Below are 24,986 nucleotides of genomic sequence, written 5' to 3' on the forward strand. Positions count from 1 at the left end.
GCGCTCAGCTCATGCGCCCGAGCTTGCGGTAAAGGGTGTTGCGGCTCACGCCCAACCGGCGCGCGGCTGCCGAGACGTTGCCCTTGACCTCGCGCATCACCGCGGCGATCGCCTCGAGCTCGAGCTCGTCCAGGCTGCGCGCCACCGCAGGCTCGGTCGCCTCGGGCGACACGGCGGGCGCCGCGGCAGGCGGACTCATCGCCATGGCGATCTGGCCATTGCGCTCGCACAGCGGATCGGGACCGAACAGCTCCTCGGGCAGATGCAGCGAGCCGATCTCGTCCTCGTCGTCGTCGAGCAGCGCGGCCGACACCCGGATCACGCTGTGCAGCTGGCGGATGTTTCCCGGCCAGGCGTAGCGCAGGAAGAACTGCCGCACCTCGGCGCTGATGCGGATCTCGTCGCGCCCGGATTCGCGCGCCTCGGCCTGCAGCAGGCGATCGACCAGGGTGGACACGTCGCTGCGCTCGCGCAGCGGCGGCAGCGTCACCGTGAGGCCGTTGATGCGGTAATAGAGGTCCTCGCGGAAATCGGCGTTCGCCACCGCATCGCGTAGCACGCGGTGCGTGGCGCAAACGAGCTGGATGTCCACCGGGATCGCGCGCATGCCCCCCACCGGCGTCACGCTGCGCTCCTGCAGCACGCGCAGCAGCCGGGTCTGCATCGCCAGCGGCATGTCGCCGATCTCGTCGAGGAACAATGTGCCGCCGTGGGCCTGCTGCACCTTGCCGATCGCGCCCTCGCGGCGCGCGCCGGTGAAGGCGCCGCCGACATAGCCGAAGAGCTCGGATTCGATCAGGTTCTCGGGAATCGCCGCGCAGTTGAGCGCCACGAAAGGGCCATCGGCACGCCGCGACGCATTGTGGAAGGCGCGCGCAAAGAGTTCCTTGCCCGAACCGGACTCGCCCTGGATGAGCAGCGGGATGTCCTTGCCACCGATGCGCCGCGCGCGCTCGATCGCGCGCCGCATGCGCTCGTCGCCGGTCGCCAGCTGGTCGAGCGTGAGCGGATCGCCTGCCCTGGGTTCCGTGCCGCGTGCGCCGGCGGCGGCCACCGCGCGCGGCCGCGACTCCTCGGACTCCGGCATCGCCGCCCCGGCCATGGCCAGCGGGCGCATGCCGCGCACCTGGACCCAGATCTCGCCGCCGTTCTTCATGCCCAGGCGCACGAGCTCGCCGGCGCTGCCCTGCGCGCGGTCGAGGATGGTGCCGAAGCCGAGCTTGAACAGATCGCCGAAGCTGGCGGTACCGGCTTCGCCCACCTGACGCACCAGCCATTCGCGCGCCGCGCGGTTGGCGCCGAGGATGGCGCCATCGGGGCCGAGCGCGATCAGGCCCTCCTGCAGGCTGCCGACGTACTCGGGCCGGGAGTGGAAGGCGAACACGATGTGCTTGGCGAATTCGTCCTCGAACAGACGCTTCTCGAGCAGCTGCACCGACAGCCGCACCAAGCCCATCGTGTGCCGCTGCGGGTTGCGGTAATCGCCCGAGATGTCGAACACGCCCGCCATGTTGCCGTGGGCGTCGTAGATCGGCGACGCGCAGCAGGTGAGGAAGACGTTGCGGTCCAGGTAGTGCTCGGATCCGAAGACCTCCACCGGTGCGCGCTCGAGGAGCGCGGTACCGATGCCGTTGGTCCCCAGGCTGGCCTCGTCCCAGCGCGCACCGGGCTGCAAGGCGACGCGCTGCGCGCGATCGACGAAGGCAGGGTCGCCGAGGCTGTGGATGATCATGCCATCGAGGTCGGCGAGGATGACCATGCTGCCCGAGGCGCGGATCTGGTCGAACACGTGCTCCATCACGCCGCTGGCAAGGCCGAGCAGGCGGCCGCTCTGGTTGCGCGACTCCTCGAGCTGACCGCGCCCGGCGACCTCTACCGCGCGGGTGCTGCCGGGGTCGAGACCGGAATCGCGGCAGCGCGCCCACGAACGCAGGATCAGCGGCGACACCTCGTCATCGGGCAACACGCCCCGGCTGAAGAACGCCTTGCGCGCGAGCGCGACGCGATCCTCCCGCGCCTTGCTCAGTTGCGGCACACCCGTCATGTCACCCTCCTCGTCTGCGCCGCGGAAACGTCGTCCGCGGCTGCGTCCTTATCGTTATGTTCAAAAAAGTAGCACCTGCCCTACATTGAAGCAAATCAGGGACAACATCATTCGGCGCGGCTGGCCGCGACGCTGCGCGTTCCTCCCCGGCCGGCGTGCGCACGCGCTTGGCACAGGGCTTGCGTGCTGAGACACTCGGGCAGACCGCGCCCCGTCTTGTCGTACCCCAGCGCCATGGCGCTCAACTCTCGAGAGGAGGCATTCATCATGCTTGCCTGCCCTGTTCCGACCGACTCCATCCTCCGGCGTCATTTCGAGCAGCTCGCCTCCACCGCCGGCCTGCCGCCGCCGCCCGAGGAATCGGTGCTGCTGCGCCACTACATGCAGTTGCTCGACGCACGGCTCGCCGCCGGCAGCACGGCTCGGGGCGGACACGGCGCGGATGCCGCGACATCTGCACCCATCGCGCGTGCAAGCGCACCAAAACAGGGCGCCGAGCCCTCCGCGGCGGCTTCCGTCGTCGCCGAACCGGCCCCGGCACGCCCGACAGCCGCCTCCCGCGAAGCCGCGACGGCGCCCAGCCCACACGGCGAGGCGGCGCCACGCGCGCCCCAGCATGCCGCCCCGCCGGCGTCGACGGGCTGGTTCGGCCGCCTGATGGCGCGGCTCTTCGGCAACTGAGGACCCGCTCGGCGCACGCTGCCACACGTATCTCGCCACCCACGCACTCACCGGACACGTCTCCACCGGAACCGCCCCAAAGATGGCCGATCAGCACCCCGCCACAGACCCCGTCGCCGCCCGCCGCAAGACCCGCGGCACCCCGCGCGGCCGCCAGCTCGACCCCGCCGCCTTGCGCGAGGTGGAAGACCTGCTCGCGGGCCGCTCGCGCGCGCGCGACATGCTCATCGAGCACCTGCACGCCCTTCAGGACCGGCATGGTCACCTGGCGCTGCGCCACCTGCGCGCGCTCGCGCACTGGATGAACCTGCCGATGGCCGCGGTTTACGAGACCGCCACCTTCTACGCCCATTTCGACATCGTGCCCGACGGAGAGATTCCACCGCCCGCGGTGACCATCCGGGTCTGCGACTCCCTGTCGTGCGAACTCGCGGGGGCGCGCACCCTGCATTCCGCACTCGCAGCCGAGGTCGATCCTGCGGAGATCCGCGTGCTGCGCGCACCCTGCATGGGCCGCTGCGACGTCGCGCCCGTGATAGAGGCAGGCCATCGCCACCTCGGCCACGCCACGCCGGCTGCCGTGCGTGCCTTGCTGCGCGCGGGCGACCTGCATCCCGATCCGATTGGCTGGCAGCACCTGCCCGACTACGAGGCGGGGGGCGGCTATCGCCTGCTGCGGGACCTGCGCGGCGGCAGCATCACCATCGAGCAGATCAGCGCCGTACTGCAGGACGCCGGCCTGCGCGGCCTCGGCGGCGCCGGCTTTCCCACCTTCAGGAAGTGGGCCTTCGTGCGCGCCGAGCCGGCCCCGCGCTACATGGTGATCAACGCCGACGAGGGCGAGCCGGGCACCTTCAAGGACCGCCATTACCTCGAGCAGGCCCCGCACCGCTTCCTCGAAGGCGCGCTCGTCAGCGCCCTCGGGGTCGACGCCGCGGCGCTCTACATCTACCTGCGCGACGAATACCCCGGCCTGCACGCGGTGCTGCGCGAAGCCATCGCCGAAGCCGAGGCCGCCGGCCTCGCCGCCCCCGGCTTCATCCACCTGCGCCGCGGTGCTGGCGCGTACATCTGCGGCGAGGAATCGGCGCTCATCGAGTCGCTCGAGGGCAAGCCCGGCAAGCCGCGCCATCGCCCGCCCTTCGTCGCGCAGAAGGGGCTCTTCGATCGCCCGACGCTGGTGAACAACGTCGAGACGGTGTACTGGATTCCGCTGCTGTGGCAGCACGGCGCCGACTGGTTCGCCAGCCAGGGCCGCCACGGACGCAAGGGCCTGCGCAGCTTCTCGGTATCGGGCCGCGTCGCGCGACCAGGCGTGCATCTGGCGCCGGCCGGCATCACCTTGCAGGAACTGGTCGACGAATACTGCGGCGGCATGATGGAGGGCCACCGCCTGCTCGCCTACCTGCCCGGTGGCGCCTCGGGCGGCATCCTGCCCGCGAACAGGGCCGATATCCCGCTCGACTTCGACACCCTGCAGCCCCATGGCTGCTTCATCGGCTCGGCCGCCGTCATCGTGATCTCCGACCAGGACGACCTGCGCGCGGTGGCGAAGAACCTGATGGCCTTCTTTGCCGACGAGTCCTGCGGCCAGTGCACGCCGTGTCGCGTCGGCACCGAGAAGATGCTCGGTCTGCTCGCGTGCGACGAATGGGACGCCGACCAACTCGACCGCCTCGCCCGGGTCATGCAGGACGCCTCGATCTGCGGCCTCGGCCAGGCCGCGCCCAACCCGGTGACCAGCCTGCTGCGCTTCTTCCCGGCCGAACTGGCGAAACAGGGCGTGACCCTGCGCCCGGCTGCGGCGAACACGGAATCCGCCTCATGAGCACGCCCACCTCCGCGCCCACCCACTCCCCGGCTCCCTCCTTGACTGCACCGTCGGGCGCCTTCGAGCTCACCCTCGACGGCGTCCGCGTGCAGGCTTTTCCGGGCGAGACCCTGTGGCAGGTCGCCAGGCGTGCAGGCGAACGCATCCCGCACCTGTGCTTCAAGGACGCGCCGGGTTACCGCGCCGACGGCAACTGCCGCGCCTGCATGGTCGAGATCGAGGGTGAGCGCACGCTCGCCGCAAGCTGCATCCGCCCGGCGATGCCCGACATGGTGGTGAAGAGCGCCTCGTCCGAGCGCGTGCGCAACGCGCGCGAGGGCGTCATGACGCTGCTGCTCGCCGACCAGCCGGCGCGCGCCGACAGCCCCGACCGCTCCAGCCACTTCTGGGAGATGGTCGATCTGATGGCGCTCGACATCGACGCGCCCGACGCACCGCACGCCCGACTGCCGCCGCGCCGCGCAGCCCCGAACCCGCCCGACACCTCGCACACCGCGATGCACGTCAACCTCGACGCCTGCATCGCGTGCAACCTGTGCGTGCGCGCCTGCCGCGAGGTGCAGGTCAACGACGTCATCGGCCTCGCCTACCGCGGCGCAGGCTCGAAGATCGTTTTCGACTTCGACGATCCGATGGGCGACAGCACCTGCGTGGCCTGCGGCGAATGCGTGCAGGCCTGCCCGACCGGCGCGCTGATGCCCGCCCGCATCGTCGACGCACACGGCCGCGGCGACTCGGCCTGCGCCGACCGCAAGGTGGATTCGGTCTGTCCCTACTGTGGCGTGGGTTGCCAGCTCACCTACCACGTCAAGGACGAGAAGATCGTCTTCGTCGAAGGCCGCAACGGGCCGTCGAACGAGAACCGCCTGTGCGTCAAGGGCCGCTTCGGCTTCGACTACCCCAACCACCCGTCGCGCCTCACCGTGCCGCTGATCCGCCGCGAAGGCGTGCCGAAAGGCCTCGACCCGGATTTCGACCCCGCCAAGCCGCTCACCCATTTCCGCGTCGCCAGCTGGGACGAGGCGCTCGACCTCGCCGCCGCCGGCCTGCGCCGCCTGCGCGACGCGCACGGCCCCGACGCGCTCGCCGGCTTTGGCAGCGCCAAGTGTTCGAACGAGGAAGCCTGGCTGTTCCAGAAACTGGTGCGCACCGGCTTCCATTCGAATCATGTCGACCACTGCACCCGCCTGTGCCATGCCAGCTCGGTGGCGGCGCTGATCGAATGCATCGGCTCGGGCGCGGTCACCGCATCCTTCATGCAGGCCCAGCAAGCCGACGTCGTCATCCTCACCGGCTGCAACCCGACCGTGAACCACCCGGTCGCCGCCACCTACTTCAAGCAGGCGGCCAAGCGCGGCACCAAGCTCATCGTGCTCGACCCGCGCGGCATCACCATGGGCGCCTACGCCCACCGCATGGTGCGCTTCACCCCGGGCAGCGACGTGTCGCTGTTGAACGCCATGCTCAACGTCATCGTCACCGAACACCTCTACGACGAGGCCTACATCGCCGCCCACACCGAAGGCTTCGAGGCGCTCAAGGCCCATGTCGCGCCGATGACGCCCGAGGCCATGGCGCCCGCCTGCGGCGTCGCCCCCGACGAGATCCGCGACATCGCCCGCCTGTACGCCAAGGCCGATCGCGCGATGATCTTCTGGGGCATGGGCATCTCGCAGCACACGCATGGCACCGACAACGCGCGCTGCCTGATCTCGCTCGCGCTCGCCACTGGCCAGATCGGCCGCCCCGGCACCGGCCTGCATCCGCTGCGCGGGCAGAACAATGTGCAGGGTGCATCGGACGCCGGCCTCATCCCGATGGTCTTCCCCGACTACCAGCCGGTGGGCGACGCGCAGATCCGCGCCGCCTTCGAGGAGCTGTGGAACACGCCACCCGACCAACCGCTGGCCGACAAGCCCGGCCTCACCGTGGTCGAGATCGTGCACGCCATCCACGCCGGCACCATCCGCGGCATGTACATCCAGGGCGAGAACCCGGCCATGTCCGACCCCGACCTCGACCACGCCCGCGGCGCGCTCGCCAGGCTTGAACACCTGGTCGTGCAGGACCTCTTCGTCACCGAGACCGCGCAGTTCGCCGACGTCATCCTGCCCGCCTCGGCCTGGGCCGAGAAGGACGGCACCGTCACCAACACCAACCGCCAGGTGCAGATGGGCCGCGCCGCCGTACCCCTGCCCGGCGACGCCCGCCCCGACTGGTGGATCATCCAGGAGATCGCCCGACGGCTCGGGCTCGACTGGCACTACACCCACCCGCGCGACGTGTTCGCCGAGATGAAGCGCGGCATGCACTCGCTCGACCACATCAGCTGGGAACGCCTGCAGGCCGAAGCGTCGGTCACCTACCCCTGCCCCGCCGACGACGCCCCCGGCCTGGACGTGGTCTTCGGCGACCGCTTCCCCACCGCCAGCGGCCGCGCCCGCTTCCGCCCCACGGTGCCGCTACCGCCCGACGAGCCGATCGACGACGCCTTCCCCACCGTGCTCATCACCGGCCGCCAGCTCGAACACTGGCACACCGGCTCGATGACCCGCCGCGCCAGCGTGCTCGACGCGCTGGAACCGGCCGCGGTGGCCACCCTCGCGCCCGGCGAACTCGCCCGCCTGGGACTCGAACCCGGCGCTGCACTGTCCATCGAGACCCGCCGCGGCAGGATCACGCTCGCCGCCCGCACCGACCCGCTGATGCCCGAAGGCATGGTCTTCGTGCCCTTCTGCTACGTGGAAGCGGCGGCCAACATGCTGACCAATCCGGCGCTCGACCCGTACGGCAAGATTCCCGAGTTCAAGTACGCGGCATGCAGACTGGGGGCGGGCGCTCCCGCGGCATAGTCCAAGGCCGGTCGGCCGCCCCTCGGCACGACCGGCCTGCCATCAAACCCGCCGTTTCACCACCACATTCGCTACATAGACCTGCAGCGCCTCGTCGTCCTGGTTCAGCGTCGTGACGCGCACCTTGACGATGCCCTGCTCCGGCCGTGACTTCGACGGGCGGACATCGAGCACCTCGATCTCGAGACGCAACTCATCCCCTGGCCGCGCCGGCCGCGGCCAGCGCAGTTCCTCCAGGCCGGCGCCGACCACGCCGCCGGCCGGGCGGAACTCGCTGTCTACCAGCAGCCGCATGGTGACCGCCGCCGTGTGCCAGCCGCTGGCCGCGAGCCCGCGGAAGAGCGTTTCCTGCGCCGCCGCCTCATCGAGGTGGAAGGGCTGCGGGTCGAATTCGGCCGCAAAGGACCGGATCGCGTCGAGTCCGAGCGTGCGGCGGCCCGAGCCGAATTTCTGGCCCACGGTCAGGTCGTCGAGATAGTGAGGCGGTGTCATCGTCCAGGCTCCTTTGCCAGGTGATCGTGTTGATCTTGATTGAAGCCGCGGACGACGCGATCGCCGCGCGCAGGCGGGTCAGGCGGCGCGCGCCTGCAGCGGCTGCACCCGCGCCTCGCGTATGGGGAGATTGACCAGTGCGGCGGCGAGCGCGAGCGCCATGTCCGCGTACCACATCCAAGTGAAGTCGCCGAACTCGCTCAATGCAAGTCCGCCCAGCCAGGCACCGAGAAAGCCGCCGATCTGGTGCGACAGCAGGGTCAGCCCGAACAGCGTCGCCAGATAGCGCGTGCCGAACAGCTTGCCGACGATCGCCGCCGTCGGCGGCACCGTGGCCAGCCACGTGAAGCCCAGGCCGGCGGCGAACAGGTAGAAGGTCCATGCGGTGGGCGGCATCAGCAGGTACCAGGCGATCAGCAGCGCGCGCGAGCCATACATCAAGGACAGCACGTGCTTGCTGCGGTAGCGCCCCACCCAGGCGCCGGCGAACAGGCTGCCGAACACGTTGGCCAGCCCGATGATGGCCAGCGAGGTGCTGGCCACGCCGGCCGGAAGGCCGCACAGGTCGACCTCGCCGGGCAGATGCGTGACCAGGAAGGCGATGTGAAAGCCGCAGGTGAAGAAGCCCGCGTGCAGCAGCAGGTAGCTCCGGTCCTTCAGCGCCGCGCGCACGGCCGGGCCAAGGCGCTGTTCGCTCCCCGCCGCATGCGCCGCTGCGGTCGCGGCACCGGGCGCCGCGAGCCGGCCGACCAGCGGCAGCGCAGCCAGCGCCGCCAGCGCCATCGCCCACATCGCGCCCATCCAGCCGATCGACTGGATCAGCTTCTGCAACAGCGGCGCGAACACGAACTGGCCGAACGAGCCGCCGGCGTTGATCACCCCCGACGCCGCACCGCGCGCATCGGCCGGCAGTCGCTGCGCCGCGGCACCGATCAGCACCGAGAAGCTGCCGATCCCCGAGCCCATCGAGGCCAGCAGGCCCAGGCTCACCGCGAGGCCGAAGCCGTCGTCGACGAAGGGCGTCAGCGCGCAACCCACTGCGAGCACCACCAGGCCCGCCACCAGCACCACCCGCGCTCCGTAGCGGTCGGCGAGCGCGCCGGCAACGGGCTGGATCGCCCCCCAGCTGAGCTGACCGATCGCCAGCGCCAGGCTGACGGTGGCCACGCCCATGCCGGTCGCGCTGTTGAGCGGGCTGACGAACAGTCCGAACGACTGCCGCACGCCCATCGTGACCATCAGGATGCCGGCGGCGGCCAGGGTGACGACCAGCACGTCGGCGCGGCGCAGGGTTTGGAACATGGCTCGAACTTCCGCTTTCAGACGAGCGCGATTGTGTCCGCCCGGGAACTCGCCGACAAACGATCTATACTGCGCCATGCAATAGTTTTTCTACGCCATGAATCCTTACCCGCCCCTGAAAGCGCTTGTTGCCTTCGACGCCGCGATGCGCACCGGCAGTTTTTCTCTTGCTGCGGCGGAACTCTTCGTCACCCCTGGTGCCGTCGGCCAGCAGATCCAGAAGCTGGAGGAATGGCTGGGCGTCGCACTGTTCGTGCGCCAGGTCCGCCAGGTGCAGCCGACCGAGGACGCGCTCGGCTACTGGAAGCGCATCCAGCCCGCGTTGGCGCAGATCGCCGACGCCAGCCACAGGCTCCGCGACCGCCGCAACAGCGCAGTGGTGCTGTCCATGCCGCCGGGCTTTGCCACCAAGTGGTTCGCCAGCCGCATGGCCAGCCTGCTACGCCAGCATCCCGAGATCGAACTGCACCTCAATGCCACGCCCCAGGTGATCGACCTCGAGCGCGAATCCATCGACCTCGCCATCCGGTATTTCGACGGCCAGGCCCCCGAACTCGACGTGACGCTGCTGCTCCAGGACGAGAGCCGCGTCTACGCCAACCCGCGCTACCTCGCCCCGCTCGACCTGCGCGAACCGGACGACGTGGCGCGCGCGACGCTGCTGGTGACGACGCTGCAACCGCACTGGCCGACCTGGCTGGAGCGCTACAGCCGGCTGTCGGCGGCGCGGATCGCTGCCATCCCGCGCATCCACTTCGACCAGAGCCTGATGGCGATCGAGGCCGCGCGCCTGGGACAGGGCCTGATCCTGACCAGCCCGCACCTGGTGGAAGCGGAACTGGCCGAAGGCTCGCTGGTGGAAGCGTTCGCGCACGCGCTGGCGCTGACGCAGGGCTACTACCTGGCGCACCACGGCAGGCTGCCGCTGCGCCCGGCCGTGGCGACGGTCAAGCAGTGGTTGATCGATGAGGCCGGCAACTCGGTCCATGTGCCGCCAGGCCCTCCGTCATGAAGGCTGCTGCCACCGACCCGGCGACGCAAGGGGACGCCCGCCTCATCCCGCTGGATCGCGCACGGTTCTTGCTGTGCGCGATGGCCTGTAACAAGTCTGTAGCCAACCCGGCGCGCTGCACCGCCATCGGGACAAGGGAGCACAAATGAAGAAGAAACACCTTCTCGCCACCATCGCATGGGCGTTCGCCGGAAGCGCCGCCTTCGCGTCACCCGCGGACGACGTGATGGCGCCCGACATCGAGAAGGGCGAGCGCGAGTTCGAGGTCGCCTATGGCACGGACCGCAGCGATGCGGGCAAATACGAAAGCGCGCTGGCGCTCAGTTTCGGCGCCGGCATCAGCGAGCGCTGGGCGACCGAGCTCGGCGTCGAGTTCGAGCGCGCGCGCGGCGAGCACATGAAGTACGGCGGGATCGAGTGGGAGAACCGCCTCGGCCTGATCATCGACGAGGACGCGCCGGTCGCGCTGAGCCTGCTGGTCGGTTTCGAGCGTCCGCGCGAGCGCGCGGAAGGCTGGTCGTCGACGCTGGGCCTGCTGTCCGAGACCACCGTCGGTCGCTTCCTGGTCAACGCCAACCTGCTGGTGGAGCGTAACTGGGACGTCGATGCGGAGGATGAAGGCGACGAGGGCGAGGAAGAGGACGAGGACCACGATCCCGGCGCTGCCGACCGCGCCGATGACGACGCCGAAGCCCGCACCACGCTCGGCTACCAGTGGCAGGTGCTCTACCGCCATTCGCACCGCATCTACTACGGCGTGCAGGGCATGGGCGAGATGGGCCAGTGGGACGACTGGGCCGAGCGCGACGAGCAGGAGCACAGGATCGGCCCAGCCCTCTTCGGCCGCATCAAGCATGCCGGCGGACAGCGCCTGAACTACACCGCCGGCCTGCTGTTCGGCGTCACCGATGCGACCCCCGACTACACGCTGCGCCTCAAGCTGGAGTACGAACTCTAGGCGCGCCCCCGCCCGCTCCGGATCGGTCCCGAGCGCGCTCACCCGGGCCATCGACAAGCTGCTCTCTATGCGATCGGCGCAAAACCGTAGTACGAGCCATATGCAGAAGGTTCAGGCGCGTAGGCCGCGACCTTGATCGCGTCGGCCAGACGAACGGCGTCGGTGAACCCATCGATGCCACGCTCGTCCGCGCGCCACTTGGTCTCGACCTCGTCCTCGGACATCCCGCACAATCCGACGGTGTCGTCGAAGCGCTCGGAGCGATACTCGAACGCGGTGTCGTGTGCGATGAACAGCGTGTGCGGGCAGGCGGTGATGCGGGTCTCGTCGTCCGGATCGGCGCCCATCACGCGTACGCCGCAAAACGGGCAATGGACGGGCGTGTAGTAGAAGGTCTTGAGCTCGGTGCGCTGGATGAACTGGGGCATTGAGTTTCCTTTTTCGATAAGGACGTTCGGGCGCCGCACAGCCCTCGAGAGCACTGCGCATCGTTGTGGCGCCAAAAAGCAAAAGGCCCGACTCGCGTCGGGCCTTGCGACGATCTGCGCTGGAAGCGCGAGATCGGGGTACGGCTTCAGTCAGCGGCGCGGATGTTCGACGCCTGCAGGCCCTTGGGGCCGTTGGTCACGTCGAAGGTGACGCGCTGGCCTTCGGCGAGGGTCTTGAAACCCGAGCCCTGGATGGCGGAAAAATGGGCGAAAAGGTCTTCACCGCCGGCTTCCGGCGTGATGAACCCAAAACCCTTGGAATCGTTGAACCACTTGACGGTACCTGCTGCCATGTCTTGAATCTCCGAAAAAAAATGGGGAAAGCCCCCTGAGTGGGGCGAGCATCAAGACAGCGAGGTATGACTTGGGGGAATACGACCGAAGAATCGGATATGCCAACAAACAAACTGCACGACTTGAATATCGCTGCGGCGCAGTATGGGCGAGTTTCAACGCTAAGGACAGCTTTATTTTCACCTGGCCCGGTGCACGCGGCCTCGAAGACGTAGCGTGTGGACGGCCGGCTTCAAGCCAGTTGCTCGATGATCCGCCAGCCGCGCGCCTCCGCGTGGGCGCGCAACATTGCGTCGGGGCGCACTGCAATGGGCTGGTCAACCCATTCGAGCAAGGGCAGATCGCTGCGGGAATCCGAATAGAAGACGCGCTCGCGAAAGCCGGTCAGCGCCGCAGGCGATTCTGCGGCGCGCACCCCGGGGACCGTCGCGGCACGCTCGCCCAGCCAGGCCATGACACGCTCGACCTTGCCGGCGCCGTGGCACAAGGGCCCGATGTACTCGCCCGTGAAGCGGCCGTTCTCGATGCGCGGGCGGCTGCCGAGCAGGTTCGGGATGCCGAAGGCGCGCGCAAACGGCCTCGCGACCACCTCGTTGGTCGTGGTCACGATGCAGCACAGGTCGCCGGCCTGGCGATGGTGCGCAACCAGTTCTCGGCTGGCGGTGGGAAGTTCGCTGCGGATCACCGCCTCGAAGCGGTGCTGGAGTTCCGGGACATCGCCTGCGGCGACCGCCAGCAGGCGCTCGGCGGCGAAGCGGTGCAGCACCTCGATGTCGATGCGGCCGGCGACATAGTCATGGCAGGTATCCAGATAGGCCTCGTCTGTCCCCGACGGCAACACGCCCTCGCCCACCAGGAAGCGCGCCCAGCGCAGGCCGCTGTCGGACGGGATGAGGGTGAAGTCGAGGTCGAACAGCGCGAGCGCCGACGATGCACCATCAGCCGGGGCGCGATCCGGCGATGCAAGGCAGTTGAGCGCACCAGCCCCGGCCTCCCCGCGCATGTCAGCCACGTCCGGTCCGCATCGCTTCGACCGGCCGCGAGCAGCGTGCGGCTTCGCCCGCTGCCAGGCGCGCATCGAGCACCCCGCGCAGCGCGTTGGTGAGCACGATGCGTTCGGCGCGCAGCAGGTCTTCCAGGCGCAGCGGTCGTTCGCGCGCTGCCCACTCCGGGTCGTCGAGCAATGCGGCGCGCATGGTGCCCGGCAGCACGCCGCGACCGACGGGCGGGGTCAGCCACTCGCCCTCGATGCGCAGGAAAACATTGCTGCGCCCGCCTTCGGTGAGCCAGCCGTCGCCGTCGAAGAACAGGGTGTCGAAGGCGCCGCGCGCCTGCGCCGCGCGGATGCCGGCGTCGTAGCGGCTGCGCAGCGTGGTCTTGTGGGCAAACAGTCCGTGCGGGTCGTCGATCGGCCCGGAGGCGATCAGCAGCTCGACCGGCCCGGGTGGCAGCGGCTCGAGCGGCGCCACGACGATCTCGAAGCGGCCGTCCTTGTGCAACGCCAGACGCATGCGACTCGGCTGCCCGGGCGCGAGGCCCGCCACCTGCAGACGCAGCGCGGCGACGATCTCCGCGCGCGGACAGGCGAAATGCAGCGCCGCAGCGCTCGCGGCAAGGCGGCCGAGATGGCGCTCGATGTGCCGGATGCCTTCATCGCGCGTGGCGTACATCGTCTCGAACAGGCTGAACCCGGGATCCAGCCCGGTGAGAAAGCGTGCCTTGAGCGCGCACTCCTCGAACTCCTCTTCGGGGCGGCTATCGATGACGATGCCGGCGCCCACGCCCATGCGCCCGTCGCAGCCGGCACCGTCGGCGCGTTGCTGCAAGGTCAGCGTGCGGATCGTCACCGACAGGCAGAAGTCGCCACACGCCTGCTCCGGGCGCTGCGGCGCCTCGATCCAGCCGATGCTGCCGGTGTACAGGCCGCGCGGGGTGTTCTCCAGTTCGGCGATGAGCTGCATGGTGCGGTGCTTGGGCGCGCCGGTGATCGAGCCGCAGGGAAAGAGCGCGCGCAGCAGCGTGGCAAAGCCGGTGTCGTCGGGCAACGCGGCCTCGATGGTCGAGGTCATCTGGAACACGGTCGGATAGGACTCGACCGTAAACAGCGCCGGCACGCGCACGCTGCCGGTGCGGGCGATGCGGCCAAGATCGTTGCGCAGCAGGTCGACGATCATCAGGTTTTCGGCGCGGTTCTTGGTGTCGCCGGCGAGCAATCGCGCGATCTCGCTGTCGCCCTCGGCCTCGCGGGCGCGCGGCGCCGTGCCCTTCATCGGCTTGGCCGAGAGCCGTCCGCCGCTGTTGCGCATGAAGAGCTCGGGCGAGCACGACAGCACCCAGTCCGGCCCGGACGTGCCCGGCGGCAGCCCGATCAGTGCGCCGTAGGCCACCGGCTGGCGGGCGCGCAGGCGACGGTAAAGGCTCACCGGCGAACCGAAGGTACGGAAGTCCAGCCGATAGGTGTAGTTGACCTGGTAGGTCTCGCCCTCGCCGATCGCCGCGTGAATGCAGTCGATCGCAGCGCAGAAGGCGTCGTGGTCCACGGTCGGGCGGATGTCGAGCGCGCCCGCCGGCGCCGGGTCGAGGCCATCGCCGCCCTGCCCGCCGCCGGTGTCCGCGCGTTCGCGCGCGATGAGCCAGGCCTCGACCTCGTCGGCAGCGAGCAGCGCGATCTCTTCGAACATCAGCACGCGCAGGCTGCCGCCATCCGCAGGCGCGAGGCGCTCGTGGCCGGCGCACAGCAGGCGCGCGCCCCACTCGTAGTCGGCCAGCACCACCGCGTGCAAGCCGGCGCGCAGGTCGCGGTCGGCCGCCGCCCACACCGCATCGAGCGTGGCGGGGTCATCGCAGCGGTGCTCGCGCACGAAGCCGGTGTACAGCCGGCTGGTGGGTGCGGCGGCCGTGGAATGGCAGTCGTCGAGCAGGGCGAAACAGGTCATCGCGAGCAGCTCAGCTCCAGTCATCCATGTCGTGCTTGATGGTGTGGCGGTTGGCGATCAGTTCGTCGAAGCTCGGCTCATTGTTGAGCGCGCGCCTGATCGCGAGCTTGGTCGCCTCGTAGTTGGTGCGGTACATGTCCTTCTTGTCGAGCTTCGGGTCGGTGGCACAGCGCGGGTCGATCCACACCAGGCTGATGATGCACAGCTCGTCGGCCACGTCGCGCGGGATGATGCCCTCGATCACGCAGTCGAGCACCGCATCGGCAGTGGCCGACTGCACCACGCCGCCGAAGAGCACGATGTTGGCGCTGTCCTTCAAGGTGACCTTGGGCACCGTGATCGTCGCCGGGCGCACCATCTGGTTGCAGGCGCGGATCGCGAACATCGCGGTGTGGCCCTTGCTCTGCGCCATCATGTTGGCGAAGGCCTGGCCGACCGGGCCGTCGGTGCGCCCGATCAGGATCTCGGGCATGGCGTCGGTGAATTGGCCTTCGGCGGCCAGCACGGTGGCCTCACCTGCGTGGAAGACGTAGTTCCTGCTCATTCGGTTTCTCCGCTTGGGGTCGATGAACTCAAAACAGCCATTCGCCCTTTCCGTCCACCGCCAGATCACCCACCAGGCGGCGCGGCGCGCTTGCTGGCAGGGCTGCGAACGGGCCGCCATGATAAGCGAGGCTGCGGCGCAACAATGTCCAGAAAACGACGATGTCTTGATGCGTCGCAACGAAGGTGGATGGAACTGCGGGCGGTGGGCCGGCGAACACCAGCGTGCCGCGCCGCATGCCATAGCCGCAGTGCGCGCCCACCCGACCGGCGACCGCGATCGTGCCGGCGACCATGCGCGAGGCGAGGAAGTCGCCGGCGTCGCCATGCAGCACCACGGTGCCGCGGCGCATGCGGTCGCCGCAGCGCGCGCCGGCCTTGCCGCGCACGATCAGCGTGCCGCCGCGCATGCCATCCATGCTGCCCGGCAAGGCGCCTGCCGCGAACGCTCCGACATCGCCCTCGACCTCGATCAGCCCGCCCGCCATCTCGCAGCCGGCAAGCTGTCCGGCGCTGCCCTGCACACGGATCTCGCCGCCCCGCATGGACAGGCCGAGGCGGTCGCCCACCGCCCCGTCGATGCGCAGCACGCCGCCGTCCAGGCCCTGGCCGATGGCGTCGAAGCGCGACAGATCACCCTCCAGGCGCAGTTCCGGGCTGAGCTCGGCCGTACCGCCACCGAGCGCCGCGACGTTGAACAGCTCGCCCAGCGCCAGCATCTCGTTGCCATGGCGGATCTCGACGCGCGCCACCTCGGCGGCCGTCATCGCCGCCAGCCTCGCCGGCAGCACGCCGCCGAAATCGACGCGGAAATCCGGTTGCGCCTTCAGGCGCAGGCACCAGCCGAGTGTCGCGCTCATGCCGCGCCCTCCCCACCGATCAGCTGGTGCAGATGGAAGTGGAAAGGCCCGAGCTTGCCGCCGTAGTTGCCGGCCGAGATGCGCGTGACCCCGGCCGCAGCGCCACGCGCGACGATGGCGGCGATGCCGGCGCGCATGGCGGCGGACACGTCCGCCTCGGTCAGGCCGTCGATGACGATCTCCATCACGCAGCGGGTGTCGGCATCCAGCTCGCTATGCTTTGCCAGCGGCGTCAGCGCCGGGCAGAAGGCGTCGTTGGTCGAAGCCATCAGCGCGGGGTACTTGCTGCCTACCTTCGAGCCGGAGCGCACCACGCCGCCCGGGAAGGGCATGATCGTGCCGCGCACCGCGCGCATCGCCTCCACCGCGGCCTCGGCGCCGGCCAGCGCGGCATCGGTGTCTCGCGCCAGCAGCAGCAGGTTGCCGCCGCCCACCGCCTTCACCAGCGCGGTGGTCTCCTCGGCGACGAACTCGCCGTCCATCACCGGCACCCGCCAGTAGCGCTTGCCGTCGATCATCTTCGAGATCTGCCAGCCGTCACCGAAGAAGCGCAGATTCCTGCCGAGCGCGATCGCCTCGCCTTCATCGAGGCCGGCGTAGATCGCGGTGGTCGGGCAGGTCAGCACGCACTGGCCGACGCGGCGCTCGAGCTGCTTGGCGAGCTCCTTGCCCGACATGGCGAACAGCAGCACCGACACGCCCGGCCGGCCGTCCGGTGTTTCATCCGCGCCCAGCATGCGCTCGATGCCGGCCTCGCAACCGCAGGCGATCACCGAGGTCGCGAAGCCCGTCATGGAAACCGCGGCATGGCGCGCCCAGGTCTCGTTGTGGGCGGTGATCAGCACCCGCGTGGCCTTCATCGGGAAGGCCTCGGCGAAGGTGTCGTCGATCCTCACGCCGTTCACCGTCGCGCTGCCTGGCGCCGTGTTCATCGCGCTCGTCGTCTCCTGCGGCTTGCTCACAGCGCCCTCCCGCGTCCGTGCACCTTGCACGCCAGCAGCGCGCCGCCGTTGCTGCACGAGCACAGCTCGTCGGTGCCGATCTTCATGTGGCGGTAGCTGATGCTGGCGTGGCGATCGGCCCAGGCCTCGACCGTCTTCTCGATTGCCGGGTCGTAGTCGGCCTCGACGAAGTGGGTGCCACCCACCGGCACCGCCTCGATGCGGCCCTTGCGCGCCACCAGGCGGCCGTCCTTGAACACGTATTCCGGGGTGGCGAACATCGCCTCGCGGTCGGCCTCCTCGCGATACACCGCGATGTCGGCGGCAGCGCCGACGCCGAGCTGGCCGCGGTCGGTCAGCCCCAGCAGGCGGGCCGGCGCGGCGCGCGTCATGATCGCGATCTCGTACAGCGAGAGTTCGCGGCGGATCTCGCGCAGCTCGGCCATCGCCGCCACGTCGGGATGCAGGCGGGCGAGCTGCTCGTCGCGGAAACTCTTGTCCATCAGCAGCTTGATCAGGTGCGGGTAGCTGGTGAAGGGGCCGCCGTTGGGGTGGTCGGTGGTCAGGACCACCCGCCAGGGGTCGTCCATCAGCAGGAAGATCTCCAGCCCGATCGCCCACTGCAGCGCGTTCACATAGCTCTGCTCGCGGTAGCGGAAAGGCACCACGCCGCAGCCGGCATCGCACTCGATGTCGCCGCCAACGTACTTGCGCGGGTTGCCCAGGTCGGCGTTGGCGAACTGACGCATGGTGTCGCCCGAGGCGGTGACGGTCTGGCCGAAGATGATCTGGCCCACATCGATGCTGACATTGGGCGCGGCGTTCACCCGCTCGACCAGCTGGCGCGCCGCCGAGGAAAACTTCTTAGGCCCTTCCCGGCCGTAGCTGTGGAACTGGATGTGGGTCAGGTGCCCGGGCAGGCCCTCGAGCGCGTCGATGGTGGCGAGCGTGGAGTCGATGTTGCCCGCCACGCCCAGGTTGCTGGCGTGGATGTGCAGCGGATGCGGCACGCCGAGCTCGGACAGCGCGCGCGCCAGGCTATGCACCACCTGGCGCGGGGTGACCTGCCAATGCACGTGGTCCTCGTCGACGTCGAGCTTGCGTTGGTTGAACTTGAAGGCCGAGATGCCGCCCGGGTTCACCACCTTGACCCCCATCGCCTTGCTCGCGCCGATCGCCCAGCCGACGTAGTCACGGATGCGCTGCGGGTCCTCGCCGCGCGCCAGCATCTCGAGGAAGAGCTCCTCGTTGCCCAGCATCACGTAGGCGCCGTGGTCGAGGATCGGCGTGTCGCCCATCTCCATGTGCGCCTGGCGCGCGTTGCTGGCCAGCATCGCCGGCTCGAAGGCGGCGGTGTAGCCCATCTGCGCGTAGCGGTAGCCGGTCTCGAGCGTGCCCGGGGTGCAGCAGCCGTTGGAGGCGAGCTCCAGCAGCGAATCGCGCGGGCGGTTCAGCCGGTGGTCCTCGGGCAGCATCATGCGCGCCAGGTTCACCTTGCCGCCGCCGATGTGGGTGTGGAGGTCGATGCCGCCGGCCATCACCACGCAGCCCGTCAGGTCGTATTCGGTGTCGACGGTGTCCTGCGGATGCAGCGCGACGATGCGGCCGTCGCGGATGCCGAGGTCGCGGATCTCGCCGTCGACGCCGTTGGCGGGGTCAAAGATGCGCCCGCCCTTGAGCCGGATCGTCGTCATTGCGCGCCCTCCTTCGCCGTGGCGCCGGTCGTCAGGCGGGCGACCAGCGCGCGCGCCACCTCGGCCACAGTCGGCAGGCCGTCATCGCGCACCGCGTGCAGCGGCAGCGACACCACGTTGTCCGAGCGCAGCAGGTGGCCGTCGGCGTTGATGCCCGGCGTCGCCACCGGGATGAACACGGTGCCCGCCTGCGCGCAGCCCGCCGCGAGCCCCGGATGGCCGAGCACGATGCGCGGCAGCGCGGTCGCGGGCGGGGCCAGCTCGGGCGTAAAGCTCGCCACCCACAGCAGCAGATCCACCGCATGCTCGTCGAGCAGGCGGCCGGTCGCGTACTGCAGCGGGTCGTGCTCCACGCCCTGGGGCCCCACGCGCGAGCGCAGCGGCAGGCCGGAGAGCCAGCTCATCGCGCCGTTGGCGGTCTGGGCGCCGTCGTTGCCGCCGAGCGTGAAGGCGCCGGCGCGGGTCTTGCGGTTGAGGCTCATCATCAGGCGCAGCAGGACTTCGCCGACCAGCGCGCCCTGCGGTGGCAGGCGGGCGGGCTCCCAGACGATCACGCAATAGCGGGCGGCGCGCATTGCGCCGGCGAGTCCGGTGAGCGCAGCGAGTGCGGACCCATCCGAGTCGCAGCCGGCTACGCCCGACCCCGCGCTCACCGGCCCGCCGGTCGAATCACCCGCTCTTGCGCCCGCACCGTCGAGGCGGCGGCCGTCGACCAGCGCTGCCAGCATCGCCACGGACTCGAAGATGTCGCCATCGCGGCAGAGCGTATCGACCGCGCTCGCCCACGGGATCTCGGCGGCGCCCGGCGCGCCATCGCGGGCGGCGAGGAACACCACGCGGCCTCCGTCGCCGCGTCCATCGGCCGGCGCGCAGCGGCGAAAGAATTCGGGATGGCTCGACACCGCATCCGTGCCGACGCAGACGATCAGATCGGCGCGGTTCCGGATCTCGGCAATCGTGGCAAACATCTGCCCGCGGTCCTGCAGCATGCGCAGGGCCGGCATCATCGCCTCGCCATGGGCGTGATCGAGAATCGCACCGCCCACGTTGGCCAGCCGGTAGAGCGAACGCATGCCCTGCACATCGGTGGCCAGCCCGCCGAACAGCGCCAGGCGCGACGCTGCCAGTCGCGCGGCCGCGGCATCGAGCGCGGCATTCAGGCCCAGGGACCTGCCATCGACGCTGGGCGCCGCCCTCGCCGGACCGTCGAAGGCGGCCAGCGCGGTCCGCGCACGCGGGCATTCCGCGCCGCGCAGGCGCAACACCGTACCCGGCTCGAGCGCGAGGCGGTCGCACAGCAGGCTGCAGAACGGGCAGGTCCAGTCCCCCGGACGCGCGCCCGCCCCGAACGCCGCTGCAGAGGGAGTCGTTTCAGTCGTCGTACTCATGCGCACGCCCCATGCAAGCGATATGCCAGACCGCGCCGGCGGCCCCATGTCCGCCGCGCGGTCGTTCGCCGCCCCGTGGCCCGCCCCCGGCGACACGGCGGCGTTCAACTCTGGCACAAGGCCGCGGCCATGTGGCGGCCGAGTGTGTCACAACTGAGCAGCCGGGAAAGTACCCTCCCCTCGTGGGCACGCGCCTCGTGGCCCGGGACGCGCGCGCCAGCTGCCGGCGCACGATCCGCTTCGCGCCGGTTGGCAGGATGCGCGGAGGACAGGCATCGCCGGCGCTCAATGCGAATGGCGGTGGTGGATGTCGGGAAAGTGCGGGTGCTTGTGGACCAGGCGCTCGTGCCGATGCCAATGTGCGTGCGGCTCGTCGCCGGCCCACGGAAACGGGTGCACGTGCTGGTGGTGCGCGTCGTGAACATGGCGGTGGCTGTGCTCCATCGGCTCGTGCACATGCGCATGTTCGTGGTGCTCGGTGAGATGCAGCCACACACCAAAAGCCATGAGCGCAGCCGCGATCCAGAACGCCGTCGAGGTCGACTCGCCCAGCAGCAACAGTGACACCGCTGCGCCGATGAAGGGCGCGGTCGAGAAGTAGGCGCCGGTGCGCGCCGTGCCGAGGCCGCGTAGCGCAAGCACGAAGAGCACCAGGCTGATGCCGTAGCCCAGCAGGCCGACGGCCAGGGTGCCGAGCAGGACCGGACCCGCGGGCAGACTCGCGCCGAGGACGAAGGCCAGCCCGACATTGACCGAGCCCGCCGCGACGCCTTTCGCAGCGGCAACGAACAGCGCATCCGAGGCCGAGACGCGCCGGGTCAGGTTGTTGTCGATGGCCCAGCACAGGCAGGCGCCGACGATGGCGAGTGCCCCGAGCCAGTCGTCCGTCCCCGCGCCGATGCCCGACCAGGACAGCACCACCCCGCCCGCAACGATCGCAAGCATGCCGAGCACGATGCGCCGGTCCGCGTTCTCCCTGAAGACGCCCCACGCGATTACGGCGGTCAGCACCGCTTCGAGGTTCAGCAGCAGCGACGCGGTCGCGCCGGTCGTGCGCGTCAGTCCGAACATCAGCGCGAGCGGCCCGGCCACCCCCCCGAAGAGAATCGCTCCGAGCAGCCAGGGCCAGTCGACGCTGGCGAGGCCGGATTGCGTCCAGCCCCGATCGCGTACCAGGCGCACGGCGGTGAGCCCCAGGCCGCTCCCCAGGTACAGCAGGCCTGCCAACAACCACGGCGACATCTCGCCGACCAGCAGCTTGGCGAAGGGGGTGCTCGCACCGAACAGGGCCGCGGCGAGCAGTGCGTGGATGACGTGGATGTTGTTCATGTCCCTGCCCGAGCGATGAAGACGAAGGCTTGCCTCCTCATGTTCGGCGCCCCCCCGGGGACCGAGCCCCGGCAACAGCCTGCGCCCACGGCGTCGTGGCGCCGCTGAGCGATGGACTACGAATTCGACACCGTCGCGACCGCCGGCTCCGCCCGCGCACCACGGCGCAGCTCCCACTGCTTGACCAGCGCGTAGAGCGCCGGAATCACCGCCAGCGTCAGCACGGTCGAGGACACCATGCCGCCCACCATCGGCGCGGCGATGCGGCTCATCACCTCGCTGCCGGTGCCGGTGCTCCACATGATCGGCAAGAGGCCGGCCATGATCGCCACCACGGTCATCATCTTCGGTCGCACGCGCTCGACCGCGCCCTCCATGATCGCCGCGTACAGATCGGCGACGCCGGCCTCGCGACCCTCCGCCTCCCTGCGCTCGCGAACCTCCTTCCATGCATGATCGAGGTAGATCAGCATGATCACGCCGGTCTCCGCCGCCACCCCGGCGAGCGCGATGAAGCCCACCGCCACCGCCACGCTCATCTGGTAGCCCAGCCACCACATCAGCCATACCCCGCCGACCAGCGCAAAGGGCACCGACAGCATCACGATCAGCGTCTCGGTCAGGCGGCGGAAGTTGAGGTAGAGCAGCACGAAGATGAGTGCGAGGGTCACCGGCACGACGATCTTCATCTTCTCCTTGGCGCGCTCCATGTTCTCGAACTGGCCGCTCCAGGTGGCGTAGTAGCCCTGCGGGAATTCGACCTCTTCGGCCACCGCCTGCTGCGCGCGCTTGACGAAGGCGCCGAGGTCGGACTCCCGGGTGTCGACATACACATAGGCCGCAAGCAGCGCGTTCTCGGTACGGATGGCGGGCGCACCGCGCGTCAGCTTCACCTCGGCCACCTGGCCGAGCGGGATCGGGCCGTTCATGGTCGGCACATAGACGTCGGACGCGAGCCGCGCCGGATCGTCGCGCAGGCCGCGCGCGTAACGCACCGACACGCCGTAGCGCTCCAGGCCTTCGACCGTGGTCGTCACCATCTCGCCGCCGAGCGCGGTGGCGATCACGTCCTGCACCATGTCGATGGTGAGCCCGTAGCGCGCGAGCTGATCGCGACGCGGCACGATGTCCACGTAGTAGCCGCCCGCCACCCGCTCGGCGTAGGCGCTGCTCGCGCCCGGCACCTTGCGCACGGCGGCCTCCACCGCCTGCGCCACCTTCTCCAGCGTCTCCAGGTCCGTGCCGAACACCTTGACCCCCACCGGGGTGCGGATGCCGGTGCTGAGCATGTCGATGCGGGCCTTGATCGGCATGGTCCACGAGTTGGCCAGGCCGGGGAACTTGAGCGCGGCGTCCATCTCGGCGATCAGCTTGTCGGTGCTCATCCCCGGGCGCCACTGGTCCTGTGGCTTGAGGTTGATGACGGTCTCGAACATCTCGAGCGGCGCCGGGTCGGTCGCGGTGTTGGCGCGGCCGGCCTTGCCATAGACCGATTCGACCTCTGGGAAGGTCTTGATGATGCGGTTCGTCGTCGCAAGCAGGCGCCCGGCCTCGGTCACCGACATGCCCGGCAGCGCCGCAGGCATGTAGAACAGCGTGCCTTCGTTGAGCGTGGGCATGAACTCCGAGCCGATCTGGCGCGCCGGCACGATGGTGGCCGCCATCGCCAGCACGGCGAGCACGAGCGTGAGGACCTTGAAGCGCAGCACGCCCTGGATGATCGGCCGGTACAGCCAGATCAGCAGCCGATTCACCGGGTTCTTCGCCTCGGGCAGGATGCGCCCGCGCACGAAGAACAGCATCAGCACCGGCACCAGGGTCACCGACAGCAGCGCGGCACCGGCCATGGCGAAGGTCTTGGTGAAGGCGAGCGGCGAGAACAGCCGGCCCTCCTGGCCTTCGAGCGCGAACACCGGCAGGAAGGACACGGTGATGATCAGCAGCGAGAAGAACAGCGCCGGCCCGACCTCCTTGCAGGCGAGCACGATCGCGGCGCCGCGCGCCTTCTGGTCCGCCCCTGCGGGCAGGCGCTCGATGTGCTTGTGCGCGTTCTCGATCATCACGATCGCCGCGTCCACCATCGCCCCGATCGCGATCGCGATGCCGCCCAGGCTCATGATGTTCGAGCCCAGGTCGAGCGAGCGCATGGCGATGAAGGCGAACAGGATGCCGAGCGGCAGCGTGATGATCGCCACCAGCGCGCTCCTCACATGGAGCAGGAAGATCACGCACACGGCAGCGACGATCAGGCTCTCCTCGAGCAGCGTCCATTGCAGGTTGCCGATCGCACGCTCGATCAGCTCGGAGCGGTCGTAGACCGGCACGATCTCGGCGCCCGCCGGCAGGCCGGGGGCGATCTCGGCGATCTTGGCCTTGACGTTGGCGATCACGTCGAGCGCGTTCTGGCCGAAGCGCGCCATGACGATGCCGGAGGCCACCTCGCCCTCGCCGTTCAGCTCGGCGATGCCGCGCCGCTCGGCTGGCACCAGCTCGACGCGGGCGACGTCGGCCACCCGCACCGGCGTGCCGCGCTCGGCCTTGAGCACGATGCCGGCGATGTCCTCCACGCTTTGCAGGTAGCCCCGGCCGCGCACCATGTATTCCTTCTCGGCCAGTTCCACCACGCGGCCGCCGACGTCGCGGTTGGAGGCGCGGATCGCCTGCGTCACCTGCTCAAGGGTGATGCCGTAGCCCGCGAGGCGCAGCGGATCGATGGTGACCTGGTACTCGCGCACGAAGCCGCCGATGCTGGCGACCTCGGACACGCCCTGCGCCTTGGTGAGCTGATAGCGCACGTACCAGTCCTGCAGGCTGCGGGTGTCGGCGAGGCTCATGTCCCGGCCCAGCACCGCGTATTGGTAGACCCAGCCCACGCCGGTGGCGTCCGGCCCGATCTGCGGCGCCACGCCCTGCGGCAGGCGGCTGGCGGCGGTGCTCAGGTACTCGAGCACGCGCGAGCGCGCCCAGTAGATGTCGGTGCCGTCCTCGAAGATCACATACACGTAGGACGCGCCGAACATCGAGAAGCCGCGCACCACCTTCGCACGCGGCACCGCCAGCATCGAGGTGGTGAGCGGATAGGTGACCTGATCCTCGACCACCTGCGGCGCCTGGCCGGGGTAGTCGGTGTAGACGATCACCTGCACGTCCGAGAGGTCGGGCAGCGCGTCGAGCGGGGTGTGCTTGACCGCGTAGAGGCCGCCGCCGATCAGGAACAGCGTGGCGAGCAGCACCAGGAAGACGTTGCGAGCGGACCAGTCGATGACGCGGTCGAGGACGCCGACGGAGGCGCCCGCAGGCGGCGCGGCATCGGCGGCCGGGGGGCTGAGCGGAGCGTGCAT

Annotated in this window: 19 protein-coding genes; 5 read left to right on the forward strand and 14 right to left on the reverse strand. The window is 69.7% G+C overall.

Annotation, left to right across the window (positions count from 1 at the left end; all coding sequences use genetic code 11):
• Positions 1-4: 4 nt before the first annotated feature.
• A complete protein-coding gene (locus AAG895_RS12935) occupies positions 5-2,044 on the reverse strand; it encodes a sigma-54-dependent Fis family transcriptional regulator (RefSeq protein ID WP_345792416.1) in 2,040 nt (679 codons plus the stop codon).
• 267 nt (positions 2,045-2,311) lie between these two features.
• Between AAG895_RS12935 and AAG895_RS12940 the strand changes: the two genes are divergently transcribed.
• The 3 genes from AAG895_RS12940 (at position 2,312) to fdhF (ending at position 7,408) form a co-directional block, all read left to right on the forward strand.
• Positions 2,312-2,725 (forward strand): hypothetical protein, encoded by a 414-nt coding sequence (locus tag AAG895_RS12940; protein WP_345792417.1) that lies wholly within the window; start codon positions 2,312-2,314, stop codon positions 2,723-2,725.
• A gap of 82 nt (positions 2,726-2,807) precedes the next feature.
• The gene (locus AAG895_RS12945; protein WP_345792418.1) at positions 2,808-4,553 is read left to right on the forward strand and encodes an NADH-ubiquinone oxidoreductase-F iron-sulfur binding region domain-containing protein; all 1,746 of its coding nucleotides are present in this window, start codon (positions 2,808-2,810) and stop codon (positions 4,551-4,553) included.
• Entirely contained in the window at positions 4,550-7,408 is a 2,859-nt protein-coding gene (gene fdhF, locus AAG895_RS12950; protein WP_345792419.1) for a formate dehydrogenase subunit alpha, read from the forward strand. Before AAG895_RS12945 ends, fdhF begins: the two co-directional genes overlap by 4 nt.
• Positions 7,409-7,450: 42 nt before the next feature.
• Here fdhF and AAG895_RS12955 read toward each other — a convergent pair whose 3' ends face one another.
• Together AAG895_RS12955 and AAG895_RS12960 are read right to left on the reverse strand one after the other, a co-directional pair.
• Positions 7,451-7,900: a MaoC family dehydratase gene (locus AAG895_RS12955; RefSeq protein WP_345792420.1), complete on the reverse strand. Its 450-nt coding sequence runs from the start codon at positions 7,898-7,900 to the stop codon at positions 7,451-7,453.
• Between the two features lie 78 nt (positions 7,901-7,978).
• Positions 7,979-9,202: an MFS transporter gene (locus AAG895_RS12960; protein ID WP_345792421.1), complete on the reverse strand. Its 1,224-nt coding sequence runs from the start codon at positions 9,200-9,202 to the stop codon at positions 7,979-7,981.
• 97 nt (positions 9,203-9,299) lie between these two features.
• Here AAG895_RS12960 and AAG895_RS12965 point away from each other — a divergent pair, with 97 nt between their 5' ends.
• Complete coding sequence (locus AAG895_RS12965) at positions 9,300-10,214, forward strand: LysR substrate-binding domain-containing protein (RefSeq protein WP_345792422.1); 915 nt, start codon at positions 9,300-9,302, stop codon at positions 10,212-10,214.
• Positions 10,215-10,359: 145 nt separating this feature from the next.
• Positions 10,360-11,172 (forward strand): hypothetical protein, encoded by an 813-nt coding sequence (locus tag AAG895_RS12970; RefSeq protein ID WP_345792423.1) that lies wholly within the window; start codon positions 10,360-10,362, stop codon positions 11,170-11,172.
• Between the two features lie 65 nt (positions 11,173-11,237).
• Here the strand turns inward: AAG895_RS12970 and AAG895_RS12975 are convergent, their stop codons facing one another.
• From AAG895_RS12975 to AAG895_RS13025, 11 genes are all read right to left on the reverse strand, one after another.
• Positions 11,238-11,600, reverse strand: coding sequence for a hypothetical protein (locus tag AAG895_RS12975; RefSeq protein ID WP_345792424.1), 363 nt, complete (start codon positions 11,598-11,600; stop codon positions 11,238-11,240).
• A gap of 146 nt (positions 11,601-11,746) precedes the next feature.
• Positions 11,747-11,953, reverse strand: coding sequence for a cold-shock protein (locus tag AAG895_RS12980; protein ID WP_345792425.1), 207 nt, complete (start codon positions 11,951-11,953; stop codon positions 11,747-11,749).
• A 233-nt stretch (positions 11,954-12,186) separates the two neighbouring features.
• Complete coding sequence (locus AAG895_RS12985; RefSeq protein WP_345795292.1) at positions 12,187-12,957, reverse strand: HAD-IB family hydrolase; 771 nt, start codon at positions 12,955-12,957, stop codon at positions 12,187-12,189.
• Between the two features lies 1 nt (position 12,958).
• Positions 12,959-14,914 carry an aminodeoxychorismate synthase component I gene (gene pabB, locus AAG895_RS12990; protein WP_345792426.1) on the reverse strand — a complete coding sequence of 652 codons (1,956 nt, stop codon included), beginning with the start codon at positions 14,912-14,914 and terminating at the stop codon, positions 12,959-12,961.
• A complete protein-coding gene (gene fae, locus AAG895_RS12995; protein WP_345792427.1) occupies positions 14,901-15,434 on the reverse strand; it encodes a formaldehyde-activating enzyme in 534 nt (177 codons plus the stop codon). The genes pabB and fae overlap by 14 nt, the downstream gene beginning before the upstream one ends.
• A gap of 28 nt (positions 15,435-15,462) precedes the next feature.
• Entirely contained in the window at positions 15,463-16,293 is an 831-nt protein-coding gene (locus tag AAG895_RS13000; protein WP_345792428.1) for a formylmethanofuran dehydrogenase subunit C, read from the reverse strand.
• Entirely contained in the window at positions 16,290-17,255 is a 966-nt protein-coding gene (gene fhcD / locus AAG895_RS13005) for a formylmethanofuran--tetrahydromethanopterin N-formyltransferase (RefSeq protein WP_345792429.1), read from the reverse strand. The genes AAG895_RS13000 and fhcD overlap by 4 nt, the downstream gene beginning before the upstream one ends.
• Positions 17,252-18,928, reverse strand: a complete 1,677-nt coding sequence (locus AAG895_RS13010) for a formylmethanofuran dehydrogenase subunit A (protein WP_345792430.1) — start codon at positions 18,926-18,928, stop codon at positions 17,252-17,254. The genes fhcD and AAG895_RS13010 overlap by 4 nt, the downstream gene beginning before the upstream one ends.
• The gene (locus tag AAG895_RS13015; RefSeq protein ID WP_345792431.1) at positions 18,925-20,316 is read right to left on the reverse strand and encodes a formylmethanofuran dehydrogenase; all 1,392 of its coding nucleotides are present in this window, start codon (positions 20,314-20,316) and stop codon (positions 18,925-18,927) included. The genes AAG895_RS13010 and AAG895_RS13015 overlap by 4 nt, the downstream gene beginning before the upstream one ends.
• A 285-nt stretch (positions 20,317-20,601) precedes the next feature.
• Positions 20,602-21,645: an EamA family transporter gene (locus AAG895_RS13020; RefSeq protein WP_345792432.1), complete on the reverse strand. Its 1,044-nt coding sequence runs from the start codon at positions 21,643-21,645 to the stop codon at positions 20,602-20,604.
• Positions 21,646-21,761: 116 nt separating this feature from the next.
• Positions 21,762-24,986, reverse strand: a complete 3,225-nt coding sequence (locus AAG895_RS13025; RefSeq protein ID WP_345792433.1) for an efflux RND transporter permease subunit — start codon at positions 24,984-24,986, stop codon at positions 21,762-21,764.

Source organism: Thauera sp. JM12B12, from assembly GCF_039614725.1.
GTDB lineage: Bacteria > Pseudomonadota > Gammaproteobacteria > Burkholderiales > Rhodocyclaceae > Thauera.